A 13,668-nucleotide genomic window follows, 5' to 3' on the forward strand; every position below is an offset into this window, starting at 1 on the left:
CTGGTACGTCGCGCCGTCGCCGGGGCCCGTTTCCGGCAGCCGGGGTCAGCCGGCCGCCTCGTCCTCCACGGTGCGGTCGCGGCCCGCCAGGATGCCGACCCCGATCTGCGGGATCATCAGCCCGGCCATCAGCGCGATCGGCAGGCCCCAGCCGCCGCTGTGCTGGTAGAGCACGCCCACGAGCAGCGGGCCCGGGATCGAGATCAGGTATCCCGTGCTCTGGGCGAACGCCGACAGTTGCGCGACACCGGCGCCGGTCCGGGCGCGCATGCCGACCATGGTCAGGGCCAGGGGGAAGGCGCAGTTGGAGATGCCGAGCAGCAGGGCCCAGGCCCAGGCACCCTGTGCCGGGGCCAGGTAGAGGCCCGCGTATCCGGCGAGTCCGCAGAGGCCCAGGGCGACCACGATGGGCCCCTGCCGGGGCAGGCGGGTGGCGAGGCGCGGGATGACGAAGGCCAGGGGCACGCCCATCACCATCGTGACGGCGAGGAGCAGCCCGGAGGTGCTCGCGGCGACGCCCGCGTCGCGGAAGATCTGCGCCATCCAGCCCATCGTGATGTAGGCGGCCGTGGCCTGGAGACCGAAGAAGACGGCCAGGGCCCAGGCGGTGCGACTGCGGGTGATGCGCAGCCCGCCGGGCTCCGGGCGGGCGACGGCGGCGGCAGCCGTAGGAGGCTTCGTGACGCCGGCGCGGGACGCGGTCGCGGTGTCAGTGCCGCTGGTGCCAGTGCCGGCGGCGAGGTCCGCGGACGCGGCAGGCGCGCCGTCACCGGTGTCGGGAGCCGTGCCCCGGGCTCGTACCAGCAGGATCCACGGCAGCACCGCAGCCGCCGCGAGGCCCGCCCACACCACGAGGCCGGAGCGCCAGTCGCCCCCGAGGGCGTCGGTCATGGGGACGGTCGCCGCCGCGGCGGCGGACGTGCCGAGGGCGAGGGCCATCGAGTACAGGCCCGTCATGGAGCCGACCCTGTCGGGGAACCAGCGCTTGACGATCACCGGCATCAGGACGTTGCTGACGGCGATGCCCATGAGCGCGAGGGCGCTGGCGGCCAGGAAGCCGGCCGTTCCCCCGATGTACGGCCGCACGGCCAGGCCCGTGGTGATGGCGACCATGCCCGCGCAGACGACGGCGGCGGCCCCGAAGCGGCGGGCGAGCCGCGGTGCGGTCACGCCGAAGAGGGCGAAGCACAGGGGCGGCACGGAGGTGAGGAGTCCGGCGACGCTGCCGCTCATGCCGAGGCCCCCGCGCACCTCTTCGAGGAGGGCGCCGAGGCTGGTGATGGCCGGGCGCAGGTTGAGGGCGGCGAGGACGATGCCGGCGACCACGAGCCGTGTCGTCCACGCGCGCGGGTGGGGTTTCGCGGCTGCCGTGCTCCGGACGGGGCGGCGTATCGCGGGGGGACGCGTCGGCGTACGGGTTTCCTCGGGGACCATGAGGCCCATCATAGAATCATGGGATGATTGGGTGTCCAATCGCGCTGCGTTAATCTCCGGAACCTCCGGCCCCGCGCGAACGATCACACCCGGGCCCGTACGAAGGACCGCCATGCCGCTGAGCCATCCCCGCCGTTCGGCCCTGTCCGAGCAGGTCATCGCCGAGCTGCGGAACCAGATCACCTCGGGCGAGTGGCCGGTGGGCTCCCGTATCCCCACCGAGCCGGAGCTCGTCGACCAGCTCGGCGTCGCCCGCAACACCGTGCGCGAGGCGGTCCGGGCGCTCGCCCACAACGGGCTGCTGGACATCCGGCAGGGATCGGGCACCTACGTGGTGGCGACCAGCGAGCTCGCGGGCGTGATGCACCGCCGGTTCGCGGACGCCGACCCGCGGCACATCGCCGAACTGCGGTCCACGCTGGAGTCGAGCGCCGCCCGGCTGGCCGCCGAACGGCGCACGGAACGCGATCTCAAGCAGTTGGAGGCACTCCTCGTACGTCGTGAGGAGGCCTGGGAGTCGGGCGACGCGGAGTCCTTCGTGGCCGCCGACGCGACCTTCCACCTGGCGGTGGTGGCCGCGTCCCACAACGACGTCATGACGGCGATGTACGCGGATCTGGGCGAGGTGCTGCGCGACTGGCTGCGCGTGGACGTCGGCAAGGAGCTGACGCCGGAGTCGTACATGGACCATGCCCTGCTCGTCGACGCGATCCGGGCGGGCGACGCGGAGGCGGCCGCCGCGGAGGCCGCGAGCTATCCCTTCCAGTGCCGACCGGGCCCGCCGGCCGGCACGGAGTAGGCACGGGCGCCGGGCCCGGTGGCCCGGGGCGTCACTTCTCGTGCGTGATCCAGACCGCGCGGATCTCCTTCCAGCAGCGGCCGGTCAGCCGGACGGTCATCGCCGGTCCGACCTCGACCGGGGTGCCGTCGGTGTCGATGTCCCACCAGCGGGCGCACTCGACGTGCAGAGCGACGTGGTCGGTGCCCACATAGGGGTTGTGGCAGTACGCGACGACCTGGGAACCGGTGACGGTGGTCCGGCACTCGGCGCCGAACGGCTGGGGCACGGCGGGCTTCCGCGCCTCCTCGCCCGCGGCGGCCGGCCGGGACCCTTCGTTCACCCTCTCCGCGTGCGGGAAGGACATCGCGTCGTGAGGGACGGCCAGGACGACAGCGACAGCGGCGAACACCGGAGCAAAGCGGCGGGACAGGCGCACAAGGGGACCTCCTCGGCCGAACGGCTACGGGGCGGGCGGTGCGTCCTCCCAGGGTGCCGGTCAGGGGGTCCCGGCCGCCCGGCCGACTGGGCCGAACGGGGGACGCCCCGCTCCCCGCGCGCTGCGGGAAACGGGGCGCCGGTACCGCGCGTAAGCGTTTACGCGCCGATGGCGTGCAGGCCGCCGTCCACGTGGATGATCTCGCCCGTGGTCTTCGGGAACCAGTCGCTCAGGAGGGCGACGACGCCCTTGCCGGCCGGCTCCGGGTCCTTCAGGTCCCACTCCAGCGGGGCGCGGGTGTCCCACACGGAGGCCAGCTCGCCGAAGCCCGGGATGGACTTGGCGGCCATGGAGCCGATGGGGCCGGCGGAGATGAGGTTGCAGCGGATGTTCTGCTTGCCCAGGTCGCGGGCCATGTAACGGCTGGTGGCCTCCAGGGCGGCCTTGGCCGGGCCCATCCAGTCGTACTGCGGCCACGCGTACTGCGCGTCGAAGGTGAGGCCGACGACGGAGCCGCCGTTCTGCATCAGCGGCAGGCAGGCCATCGTCAGCGACTTCAGGGAGAACGCCGAGACGTGCATGGCCGTGGCGACCGACTCGAACGGCGTGTTCAGGAAGTTGCCGCCGAGGGCGTCCTGCGGCGCGAAGCCGATGGAGTGCACGACGCCGTCGAGGCCGCCCAGCTCCTCGCCGACGACGTCGGCGAGACGCCCGAGGTGCTCCTCGTTGGTGACGTCCAGCTCGATGACCTTGGTGGGCTTCGGCAGCTTCCTGGCGATGCGCTCGGTCAGCGTGGGCCGCGGGAACGCGGTCAGGATGATCTCCGCACCCTGCTCCTGGGCCAGCTTCGCGGTGTGGAAGGCGATGGAGGACTCCATCAGCACACCGGTGATCAGGACGCGCTTGCCCTCAAGAATTCCGCTCATGGTGATCAGTGACCCATTCCCAGTCCGCCGTCAACAGGGATGACGGCTCCAGTGATGTATGAGGCGTCGTCCGAGGCGAGGAACCGCACCGTCGCGGCGATCTCCTCCGGCTGCGCGTAACGGCCGAGCGGCACCTGCGACACGATGCCGGCGCGCTGTTCGTCGGTCAGCACCTTGGTCATGTCGGTGTCGACGAAGCCGGGCGCGACGACGTTGAAGGTGATGTTGCGCGAGCCGAGCTCGCGGGCGAGCGAGCGCGCGAAGCCGACAAGGGCGGCCTTGGACGCGGCGTAGTTCGACTGTCCCGCCGAGCCGAGCAGCCCGACGACCGAGGAGACCAGCACGACGCGGCCCTTCTTGGCGCGCAGCATGCCCCGGTTGGCGCGCTTGACGACGCGGAAGGTGCCGGTGAGGTTCGTGTCGACGACCGAGGTGAAGTCCTCCTCGGACATGCGCATCAGCAACTGGTCCTTGGTGACGCCGGCGTTGGCGATCAGGACCTCGACCGGGCCGTGCTCGGCCTCGATCTCCTTGTAGGCCTGCTCCACCTGCTCGGTGTCGGTGATGTCGCACTTGACCGCCAAGAAGCCGGCCGGCGGCTCACCGGACCGGTACGTGATCGCGACCTTGTCGCCGGCGTCGGCGAATGCTCGGGCGATGGCGAGGCCGATGCCCCGGTTGCCTCCGGTGACGAGAACCGAGCGGCTCAACGGATCACCCTTTCGTTAGCGGACTGAAACCCCTGCAATACAGGCGCCTTCCTCGAAAACCTATCGGTCCGCCAGGCTTCCCAGGGAATCGGGCACCGACAGTGGGTTCGGGTGACTGCTGTCGGGTCTCTACAGAAAGCCGGGGCGGTACGGCCGTAAGACGGACGCCTCGCGGCCGAAAGACGCGCCCGGTCACGGCAAAGGCGTGGCCGCCGGGGCCGCCCGCGCGACATGATCGGACCCGACGGGCCACGACAGCAGGGAGAACCTCGGTGCCTCATTCCATCGACGAAGCCTTCACGGCGCTACCGCTGCGCGCACTCGCCGACGCCGCGCTCGCGCGGGCGCGGGCGCTGGGCGCCGACCACGCGGACTTCCGGTTCGAGCGGGTGCGCAGCGCGTCCTGGCGGCTGCGCGACGCCAAGCCGGCCGGATCGTCGGACACCACGGACCTGGGGTACGCGGTACGGGTCGTGCACGGCGGGACCTGGGGGTTCGCGTCGGGTGTGGACCTGACGATGGACGCGGCCGCGAAGGTCGCCTCGCAGGCCGTGGCGATGGCGAAGCTGTCGGCGCAGGTGATCAAGGCGGCGGGGTCGGACGAGCGGGTGGAGCTGGCCCGGGAGCCGGTGCACGCCGAGAAGACGTGGGTCTCGTCGTACGAGATCGATCCCTTCTCGGTGCCGGACGAGGAGAAGGCGGGGCTGCTGGCCGACTGGAGCGCGCGGCTGCTGGCGGCCGACGGTGTCAACCACGTCGACGCGTCCCTGCTGACCGTGCACGAGAACAAGTTCTACGCGGACACCGCCGGGACGGTGACCACGCAGCAGCGGGTGCGGCTGCATCCGCAGCTCACCGCGGTGGCCGTCGACGACTCCAGCGGCGAGTTCGACTCGATGCGGACGATCGCGCCGCCCGTCGGGCGCGGCTGGGAGTACCTGCTGGGCACCGGCTGGGACTGGGAGGGCGAGCTGGAGCGGATTCCGGGACTGCTCGCGGAGAAGATGCGGGCGCCGAGCGTGGAGGCGGGGGTGTACGACCTCGTCGTGGACCCGTCCAACCTGTGGCTGACCATCCACGAGTCCATCGGGCACGCCACCGAGCTGGACCGCGCGCTCGGCTACGAGGCGGCGTACGCCGGGACCTCCTTCGCCACCTTCGACCAGCTCGGCAAGCTCAGGTACGGCTCCGACCTGATGAACGTGACGGGTGACCGCACCGCCGAGCACGGCCTCGCGACCATCGGGTACGACGACGAGGGCGTCGAGGGCCAGTCCTGGGACCTGGTGAAGGAGGGCACGCTCGTCGGCTACCAGCTCGACCGGCGGATCGCGGACCTGACCGGCTTCGAGCGCTCCAACGGCTGCGCGTACGCCGATTCGCCCCGGCATGTGCCCGTGCAGCGGATGGCCAACGTGTCGTTGCGGCCGGACCCCGGCGGGCTGTCCACCGAGGACCTGATCGGGGGTGTCGACCGGGGCATCTACGTCGTCGGCGACCGGTCCTGGTCCATCGACATGCAGCGCTACAACTTCCAGTTCACCGGCCAGCGCTTCTTCAGGATCGAGAACGGCCGGATCACGGGCCAGCTCCGTGATGTCGCGTACCAGGCGACGACCACCGACTTCTGGGGTTCGATGGCGGCCGTCGGCGGCCCCCAGACGTACGTCCTCGGCGGTGCCTTCAACTGCGGCAAGGCCCAGCCGGGCCAGGTCGCCGCGGTGTCGCACGGCTGCCCTTCCGCCCTCTTCAAGGGTGTCAACATCCTCAACACCACGCAGGAGGCCGGTCGATGAGCGCCCGTACGAGCAAGCCGCACGAAGTCGTCGAGCGTGCCCTCGAACTGTCCCGGGCCGACGGCTGTGTGGTGATCGCCGACGAGCAGTCCACCGCCAATCTCCGCTGGGCGGGCAACACGCTCACCACGAACGGGGTCACCCGCGGGCGCACGCTCACGGTGATCGCCACCGTCGACGGCCGCGAGGGCACCTCGTCCGGTGTCGTCTCGCGCTCGGCCGTGACCGCCGACGAGCTGGAGCCCCTGGTGCGGGCGGCCGAGGCGGCGGCGCGCGGCGCCGGTCCCGCCGAGGACGGCCGGCCGCTGGTGACGGGCGTGCCGGAGTCCCCCGACTTCACGGACGCGCCCGCCGAGACGTCCTCCACCGTCTTCGCCGACTTCGCGCCGGCGCTCGGCGAGGCGTTCGCCCGCGCGCGTGCGGGCGGCCGTGAGCTGTACGGCTTCGCCAACCACGAGCTGGTCACCAGCTACCTGGGTACCTCGACGGGGCTGCGGCTGCGGCACGACCAGCCGAACGGCACGCTGGAGGTCAACGCCAAGTCCCCGGACCGTACGCGTTCGGCCTGGGCGGGACGCTCGACGCGGGACTTCAAGGACGTCGACCCGGCCGCGATGGACGCGGAGCTGGCGGTACGGCTCGGCTGGGCCGAGCGGCGCGTCGAGCTGCCGGCCGGGCGGTACGAGACCCTGCTGCCGCCGACCGCGGTCGCGGACCTGCTGATCTACCAGATGTGGTCGGCCGCGGCCCGGGACGCCGCCGAGGGCCGGACCGTCTTCAGCAAGCCCGGGGGCGGCACCCGCATCGGTGAGCGGCTGACCGAACTGCCGCTGTCGCTGCGCAGCGACCCGAACGAGCCCGGTCTGGAGTCCGCCCCCTTCGTCCTCGCGCACTCCTCGGGCGACGACGCCTCCGTGTTCGACAACGGGCTGCCGCTGAAGGCCACCGACTGGATCCGGGAGGGCGAGCTGCGGCATCTGTCCACCACCCGGCACAGCGCCGGCCTGACCGGGCTGCCGGTGACGCCGACGATCGGGAACCTCGTCCTCGACGGCGGCGAGGACCGCTCCCTGGAGGAGATGGTCGCCGCGACCGGGCGCGGTCTGCTGCTGACCTGCCTCTGGTACATCCGCGAGGTCGACCCGGCGACGCTGCTGCTGACCGGGCTCACCCGCGACGGCGTCTACCTCGTCGAGGACGGCGAGGTCGTGGGCGAGGTGAACAACTTCCGGTTCAACGAGTCGCCGGTGGGCCTGCTGGGACGGGCCACGGAGGCGGGGCGGACGGAGAAGACGCTGCCCCGTGAGTGGAGCGACTGGTTCACCCGGGCCGCGATGCCCGCCCTGCGGGTACCGGATTTCAATATGAGTTCTGTCAGCCAGGGCGTATAACCTCGTACCTGATATTCACGAGACCACCCGAGGAGATACGAGAACCGTGACGGACATCGTCGACGAGCTGAAGTGGCGGGGCCTGTTCTCCCTGTCCACCGACGAAGATGCTTTGCGCAAGGCGCTCGCGGACGGTCCCGTCACGTTCTATTGCGGCTTCGACCCGACCGCGCCCAGCCTCCACGTCGGTCACCTGGTCCAGGTGCTCACGATGCGCCGGCTGCAGCGGGCCGGGCTGCGGCCGCTCGCCCTCGTGGGCGGGGCCACGGGCCAGATCGGCGACCCCCGCCCGACGGCCGAGCGCACCCTGAACGACCCGGAGACGGTCGCGAACTGGGTGACCCGGCTGCGTTCGCAGATCGAGCCGTTCCTGTCCTTCGAGGGCGAGAACCCCGCGGTCATGGTGAACAACCTGGACTGGACGGCCGGGCTCTCGGCCATCGAGTTCCTGCGGGACATCGGCAAGCACTTCCGCGTCAACAAGATGCTCACCAAGGACTCCGTGGCCCGCCGCCTGGAGTCCGAGGAAGGCATCAGCTACACGGAGTTCAGCTACCAGCTCCTCCAGGGCATGGACTTCCTGGAGCTGTACCGCCGGTACGGCTGCACCCTTCAGCAGGGCGGCAGCGACCAGTGGGGCAACCTCACGGCGGGCCTGGACCTGATCCACCGCCTGGAGCCGGCGGCCCATGTGCACGCGCTGGCGACCCCGCTGATGGTCAAGGCGGACGGCACCAAGTTCGGCAAGACCGAGGGCGGCGCCGTCTGGCTCGACCCCGAGATGACGACGCCGTACGCGTTCTACCAGTTCTGGCTGAACGTGGACGACCGGGACGTCTCGACGTACCTGCGCATCCTGTCCTTCAGGTCCCCCGAGGAGCTGACGGAGCTGGAGAAGCAGACGGAGGAGCGTCCGCAGGCCCGTGCCGCCCAGCGCGCGCTGGCCGAGGAGCTGACGACGCTGGTGCACGGCGCCGACCAGACGGCCGCCGTGATCGCCGCGTCCAAGGCCCTCTTCGGGCAGGGCGAGCTGACCGACCTGGACGAGCGCACGCTCGCCGCGGCCCTGTCCGAGGTGCCGCACATCCAGGTCGCCGAGGCGGGCCTGGTCGTGGACCTGTTCGCCGAGGTCGGCCTGGTGGCCAGCAAGTCGGCCGCGCGCCGCACGGTCAAGGAGGGCGGGGCGTACGTGAACAACGTGAAGGTCGGCGCCGAGGACGCGGTCCCGGCCAAGGAGGACCTGCTGCACGGGCGCTGGCTGGTGCTGCGCCGGGGCAAGAAGAGCCTGGCCGCGGTGGAGGTCACGGGCGGCTGAGCGTTCCGACGACAGCGAGGGCGCGGGCCGCTTCCCGGATCGGGAGGCGGCCCGCGCCTTTCGTCCGTCCGGACGGGGTCACGCCCGCTGCTGCGCCTTTTTGTTCCCCCACAGGGCCATGTACGCCATGTCGCCCAGCGCCACGATGACGATCGCGGCGATCAGCTGGAACAGGTGACGGGTCCAGTCGATGCCGGACGTCGCCTCGACGCCGAAGGCGCGCGCGAGGGCGTTGCCCACGATGGCGCCGAGCATGCCGAAGATGGTGGTCAGCCAGAGCGGGCTGTGCTGCTTCCCCGGGATGATCAACTTGGCGATCAGGCCCAGCACGAATCCGACGATGATCGCCCATAGCCAGCCCATGTCCGCCTCCTCGTACCGCTCCGGGTGAGCCGTACGGCCAGTCTCGGGCCGCCCGCCATACGTCGCATGTCGGGCTCGGCCGTACGCGCTACGGCGCACCCGCTCTCCCCGGACGCGGCGTGCCCCCGGTCTCGAAGGTGGCGCAGACGCGGCGTAACGTGGAAGCCGTCCGGGCCCGCTCCCTCGACGGGTTCGTGCCGGGTACGGGCCGGGAGTGTCCGAACAGGCGGGTGGTGGAGTGTGATCAGGAAGCAGAGCAACGTCCAGGTCTTCCGGATCACGGGAGCCAGACAGAGCCTGGACGACGACGTGCGCGGCCGGCAGCGCCGCTACGTGATCTCGATGTCCGTCCGTACCGTGTCGGTGATCCTGGCGGCCACCCTGTGGAACGTCGAACGGCCCGTCGCTCTGGTCGCTCTGGTCCTCGGAATCCTCCTCCCGTACGTCGCGGTGGTCATCGCGAACGCCGGACGCGAGAACGCGCCCTCGCTCCCCTCCACCTTCGTCACCGCTCCGTCGCGTCCGATGATCACCGCGCCCCGGCGGGACGGCACCGACGAGCCCTCCGCCGAGGACGCCGCGACCGGTCCCGAGGCGCGCTCGGGTGCCGAGCCGCGCGACCCGGCCTGAGAACCGGCCGGAGCCGGAAGGAGGGCGAACTCGCCCTGGGACAAAGCCGGTTCGGCTCCGGACGGACGTCCGCGCATTCCCCGAAAACGGAATATCCGCACACCGGCAAGCTCAAGAAAAGCTCAGATCAATCATGTTGTTCCAGTGCCGGGCGGCGGGCTACCCGTGACATACTTCGTACGCGCTCCGCATCCCCCGTCGGAGCGACAGACCGACGCCGGGCAGCTCCCCCCGTGGCTGCTCGGCGTCGCCTTTTCGGAGCCTCGGAGCCCGGCCCGCGAAGGGTCCGCCCACCGCGCGGAACGCGTGTCGCTCGGCCTCGGCTAGGGTCGGCAGGGTGATTTCGAACGCTCCCGGCTCCGGTCCCGTCTCCCCCGTCTGCTCGGCCAAGGCCTGCCGCGCGGACGCCGTGTGGGTGCTCGCCTGGAACAACCCGAAGCTGCACACGCCCGAGCGCCGCAAGACCTGGCTCGCGTGCGAGGAGCACCGCGAGCACCTGTCGTCGTTCCTCGGGATGCGCGGGTTCCTGAAGGACGTCGTGCCCCTCGCCGAGTGGGAGGCCTCCCGGCCCGCGGAGCGCGGGGAGGACCAGGACACGCCGTAGGGCCGTCCGCCCCGGGGCCTGTCAGCCGCCGATCGCCGACATCGGGCGGTCGGGCTGCACGAACGACGGGTCGTCCAGACCCGCTCCCGCCTTCTTGCCCCACATCGCCACGCGCCAGACGCGGGCGATCTCCTCGTCGGGCGCGCCCGAGCGCAGCGCTCCGCGCAGGTCGGTCTCCTCCGTGGCGAACAGGCAGGTGCGCACCTGGCCGTCGGCGGTGAGGCGGGTGCGGTCGCAGGCCGCGCAGAACGGGCGGGTGACCGAGGCGATCACCCCGACGCGGTGCGGGCCGCCGTCGACGATCCAGCGCTCGGCGGGTGCGGAACCCCGCTCGCCGGCGTCTTCCTCGGTGAGCCGGAAGCGGGTGCGCAGCGAGGCGAGGATGTCGGCGGCGGTGACCATGCCGTCGCGCTTCCAGCCGTGCTGGGCGTCCAGGGGCATCTGCTCGATGAAGCGGAGCTCGTAGGCGTGCTCCATGGACCAGGCCAGCAGGTCCGGGGCTTCGTCGGCGTTCAGGCCCGGCATCAGCACCGAGTTGATCTTGACGGGGGTCAGTCCGGCGGTGTGGGCGGCTTCGAGGCCGTCGATGACGTCCTGGTGGCGGTCGCGGCGGGTGAGGGTCTTGAAGACGTCGGGCCGCAGGGTGTCCAGCGAGACGTTGACCCGGTCCAGGCCGGCGGCCTTCAGGGCGCTCGCGGTGCGCTTGAGGCCGATGCCGTTGGTCGTGAGGGACATCCGCGGGCGGGGGGCGAGGGCCGCGACCCGTTCGACGATGCCGGGCAGTCCGGGGCGCAGCAGGGGTTCGCCGCCGGTGAAGCGGACCTCTTCGATGCCGAGGCGGGTGACCGCGATCTCTATCAGGCGGACGATCTCGTCGTCGGTGAGGAGGTCGGGCTTGGCGAGCCACTGCAGGCCTTCCTCAGGCATGCAGTAGGTGCAGCGGAGGTTGCACTTGTCCGTCAGTGAGACACGCAGGTCGGTGGCGACCCGGCCGTAGGTGTCGATGAGCACGTGGGCCCCCTCCCTCGTTGCGATCTCTTTCTCCGGATACCTCTGAGCCTACGTGACCGGGCGGGCGGGGACAGCGGGCCCGATCGCACGAGACGCGGCGCGGGCCCGTCGTAGGGATCTACCAGTGGTGATCCACCGGTGGTCCTGCGACGGGCCCGCGCGATGCCGTGGCTAGTGCGCTCCGGTGCCGGTCAGGGCGCGGACCTCCAGCTCGGCGTACTTGCCGGCGTCCGGCTCCTCCTTGGAGAGGAGGGTGCCCAGCCAGCCCAGCAGGAAGCCGACCGGGATGGAGATGAGGCCCGGGTTCTCCAGCGGGAACCAGTGGAAGTCGACGTCCGGGAACATCGAGGTGGGCTTGCCCGAGACGACCGGGGAGAACAGCACCAGGCCGACCGCCGTGACCAGGCCGCCGTAGATCGACCAGAGGGCGCCCGGGGTGGTGAACCTCTTCCAGAACAGGCTGTAGAGGATCGTCGGCAGGTTGGCGGAGGCGGCGACCGCGAAGGCGAGGGCCACCAGGCCGGCGACGTTGAGGTCGCGGGCGAGGGCGCCCAGCAGGATGGACACGGCGCCGATGCCGACGGTCGCGTACCGGGCGGCCTTCATCTCCTGTTTCTCCGACGCCTGACCCTTCTTGATCACGTTCGCGTAGATGTCGTGCGCGAAGGAGGAGGACGAGGCGAGCGTCAGTCCCGCGACGACCGCGAGGATCGTGGCGAAGGCGACGGCGGAGATGGTGGCGAGCAGGATCGCGCCCCAGTTGGAGTCCACGCCGCCGAGATGGAGGGCGAGCAGGGGTGCCGCCGTGTTGCCCGCCTTGTTGGAGGCGATGATCTCGTCCGGCTTGATCAGCGCGGCGGCGCCGAAGCCGAGGGCGAGGGTCATCAGGTAGAAGGCGCCGATGAGGCCGATCGCCCAGTTGACCGACTTCCGCGCGGTCTTGGCGGTGGGCACGGTGTAGAAACGGATCAGGATGTGCGGCAGGCCCGCGGTGCCGAGGACCAGTGCCATGCCCAGCGAGATGAAGTCCAGCTTGGTGGTGGAGGTCGCGCCGTACTTGAGCCCGGGTTCCAGGAACGGCGAGCCCTTGCCGCTGTTCTCGGCCGCCTTGCCGAGCAGGTCGGAGATGTTGAAGTGGAACTTCAGCAGGACCAGGAAGGTGAGCAGGACGGCGCCCGCGATGAGCAGGACCGCCTTGACCATCTGCACCCAGGTGGTGCCCTTCATGCCGCCGATGGTGACGTACACGATCATCAGGACGCCGACGAGCGCGACGATGCCGATCTTGCCGCCGTCGCTGGTGATGCCGAGGAGCAGGGAGACCAGGACGCCCGCGCCCGCCATCTGGGCCAGCAGGTAGAAGATCGACACGACGATGGTGGACGTGCCTGCGGCGGTACGGACCGGGCGCTGGCGCATGCGGTAGGCGAGGACGTCGCCCATCGTGTAGCGGCCGGAGTTGCGCAGGGGTTCGGCGACCAGGAGCAGGGCGACGAGCCAGGCGACCAGGAAGCCGATGGAGTAGAGGAAGCCGTCGTAGCCGAAGAGGGCGATCGCGCCGGCGATGCCGAGGAAGGACGCGGCGGACATGTAGTCGCCGGAGACGGCGAGTCCGTTCTGGAATCCGGTGAACTGGCGTCCGCCCGCGTAGAAGTCGGCGGCGTCCTTGGTCTGGCGGCCGGCCCAGACGGTGATGACGAGGGTCGCGGCGACGAACACCGCGAACAGGGTGATGATCAGCGGGCGGTGCTGGCTCGCCTCGCCCGCGGCCAGCACGGTCGTGTGCGCGGTGGTCTGTACGGGGCTCATGCGCCGCCCTCCATCCGGGACTTGATGGCGTCGGCCTTGGGGTCGAGTTGAGTGGCCGCGTGCCGCGAGTACCACCAGGCGATGAGGAAGGTGGTGAGGAACTGGGCGAGGCCGAGCACCAGGGCGACGTTGACGTTGCCGAACAGCTTGGTGCCCATGAAGTCGCCCGCGTAGTTCGAGAGCAGGACGTACAGCAGGTACCAGAGGATGAATCCGACGGTCAGCGGGAAGGCGAAGGAGCGGTGCGAGCTGCGCAGTTCACCGAATTCGGCGCTCTCCTGCATCTCGACGAACTGTTCTGTGGACGGGAGCTCTGCTCCGGTCCTCGCGGGTGGTGGTGCGTCGGTGGCCACGGTGTCTCCTCGCGTTGCGGGTGCGGTTACGCCGGTGGACGGGGGCAGGCCGGGGCCCGTGGACGGGGACGGTTCGGGTACGGACATGGGACTTCGACCTCACATCGAC

General features: G+C 70.9%; 14 protein-coding genes. 6 read left to right on the top strand and 8 right to left on the bottom strand.

What is annotated here, in order from left to right; translation table 11 throughout:
* Positions 1-45: 45 nt before the first annotated feature.
* Complete coding sequence (locus tag ACIQ7M_RS10890) at positions 46-1,434, bottom strand: CynX/NimT family MFS transporter (RefSeq protein WP_403642293.1); 1,389 nt, start codon at positions 1,432-1,434, stop codon at positions 46-48.
* 112 nt (positions 1,435-1,546) lie between these two features.
* Here ACIQ7M_RS10890 and ACIQ7M_RS10895 point away from each other — a divergent pair, with 112 nt between their 5' ends.
* The gene (locus ACIQ7M_RS10895) at positions 1,547-2,233 is read left to right on the top strand and encodes a FadR/GntR family transcriptional regulator (RefSeq protein WP_355771284.1); all 687 of its coding nucleotides are present in this window, start codon (positions 1,547-1,549) and stop codon (positions 2,231-2,233) included.
* Positions 2,234-2,264: 31 nt separating this feature from the next.
* Here ACIQ7M_RS10895 and ACIQ7M_RS10900 read toward each other — a convergent pair whose 3' ends face one another.
* The 3 genes from ACIQ7M_RS10900 to fabG all read right to left on the bottom strand — a co-directional run bounded on the left by ACIQ7M_RS10900 (position 2,265) and on the right by fabG (position 4,287).
* Positions 2,265-2,651 (bottom strand): hypothetical protein, encoded by a 387-nt coding sequence (locus tag ACIQ7M_RS10900; protein ID WP_355771287.1) that lies wholly within the window; start codon positions 2,649-2,651, stop codon positions 2,265-2,267.
* A 158-nt stretch (positions 2,652-2,809) separates the two neighbouring features.
* Entirely contained in the window at positions 2,810-3,577 is a 768-nt protein-coding gene (gene fabI / locus ACIQ7M_RS10905; protein ID WP_339128529.1) for an enoyl-ACP reductase FabI, read from the bottom strand.
* Positions 3,578-3,582: 5 nt separating this feature from the next.
* Positions 3,583-4,287: a 3-oxoacyl-[acyl-carrier-protein] reductase gene (fabG, locus tag ACIQ7M_RS10910; RefSeq protein WP_355771290.1), complete on the bottom strand. Its 705-nt coding sequence runs from the start codon at positions 4,285-4,287 to the stop codon at positions 3,583-3,585.
* A gap of 272 nt (positions 4,288-4,559) precedes the next feature.
* On the opposite strand from fabG, the gene ACIQ7M_RS10915 reads away from it, so the two are divergent.
* The 3 genes from ACIQ7M_RS10915 to tyrS are packed head-to-tail and all read left to right on the top strand — an operon-like array spanning position 4,560 to position 8,789.
* Positions 4,560-6,083: a TldD/PmbA family protein gene (locus ACIQ7M_RS10915; protein WP_403642298.1), complete on the top strand. Its 1,524-nt coding sequence runs from the start codon at positions 4,560-4,562 to the stop codon at positions 6,081-6,083.
* The gene (locus ACIQ7M_RS10920; protein WP_403642301.1) at positions 6,080-7,474 is read left to right on the top strand and encodes a metallopeptidase TldD-related protein; all 1,395 of its coding nucleotides are present in this window, start codon (positions 6,080-6,082) and stop codon (positions 7,472-7,474) included. Before ACIQ7M_RS10915 ends, ACIQ7M_RS10920 begins: the two co-directional genes overlap by 4 nt.
* Positions 7,475-7,520: 46 nt before the next feature.
* On the top strand, positions 7,521-8,789 hold the full coding sequence (gene tyrS / locus ACIQ7M_RS10925; RefSeq protein ID WP_403642304.1) for a tyrosine--tRNA ligase: 1,269 nt from the start codon (positions 7,521-7,523) through the stop codon (positions 8,787-8,789).
* Positions 8,790-8,867: 78 nt separating this feature from the next.
* On the opposite strand, the gene ACIQ7M_RS10930 is transcribed toward tyrS, so the two are convergent.
* Positions 8,868-9,152 carry a GlsB/YeaQ/YmgE family stress response membrane protein gene (locus ACIQ7M_RS10930; RefSeq protein ID WP_151470443.1) on the bottom strand — a complete coding sequence of 95 codons (285 nt, stop codon included), beginning with the start codon at positions 9,150-9,152 and terminating at the stop codon, positions 8,868-8,870.
* A 240-nt stretch (positions 9,153-9,392) separates the two neighbouring features.
* On the opposite strand from ACIQ7M_RS10930, the gene ACIQ7M_RS10935 reads away from it, so the two are divergent.
* Complete coding sequence (locus tag ACIQ7M_RS10935; protein WP_355771885.1) at positions 9,393-9,782, top strand: DUF3099 domain-containing protein; 390 nt, start codon at positions 9,393-9,395, stop codon at positions 9,780-9,782.
* 337 nt (positions 9,783-10,119) lie between these two features.
* Complete coding sequence (locus tag ACIQ7M_RS10940) at positions 10,120-10,386, top strand: hypothetical protein (protein WP_355771887.1); 267 nt, start codon at positions 10,120-10,122, stop codon at positions 10,384-10,386.
* Positions 10,387-10,407: 21 nt separating this feature from the next.
* On the opposite strand, the gene moaA is transcribed toward ACIQ7M_RS10940, so the two are convergent.
* The 3 genes from moaA to ACIQ7M_RS10955 form a co-directional block, all read right to left on the bottom strand.
* Positions 10,408-11,397, bottom strand: a complete 990-nt coding sequence (gene moaA / locus ACIQ7M_RS10945; RefSeq protein WP_403642309.1) for a GTP 3',8-cyclase MoaA — start codon at positions 11,395-11,397, stop codon at positions 10,408-10,410.
* Positions 11,398-11,568: 171 nt separating this feature from the next.
* Positions 11,569-13,206, bottom strand: coding sequence for a cation acetate symporter (locus ACIQ7M_RS10950; RefSeq protein WP_403642312.1), 1,638 nt, complete (start codon positions 13,204-13,206; stop codon positions 11,569-11,571).
* Entirely contained in the window at positions 13,203-13,559 is a 357-nt protein-coding gene (locus ACIQ7M_RS10955; protein WP_355771896.1) for a DUF485 domain-containing protein, read from the bottom strand. Before ACIQ7M_RS10955 ends, ACIQ7M_RS10950 begins: the two co-directional genes overlap by 4 nt.
* Positions 13,560-13,668 lie beyond the last annotated feature (109 nt).

It is taken from the genome of Streptomyces sp. NPDC096324 (genome assembly GCF_044763015.1).
In the GTDB taxonomy this organism is placed as follows: Bacteria; Actinomycetota; Actinomycetes; order Streptomycetales; family Streptomycetaceae; genus Streptomyces.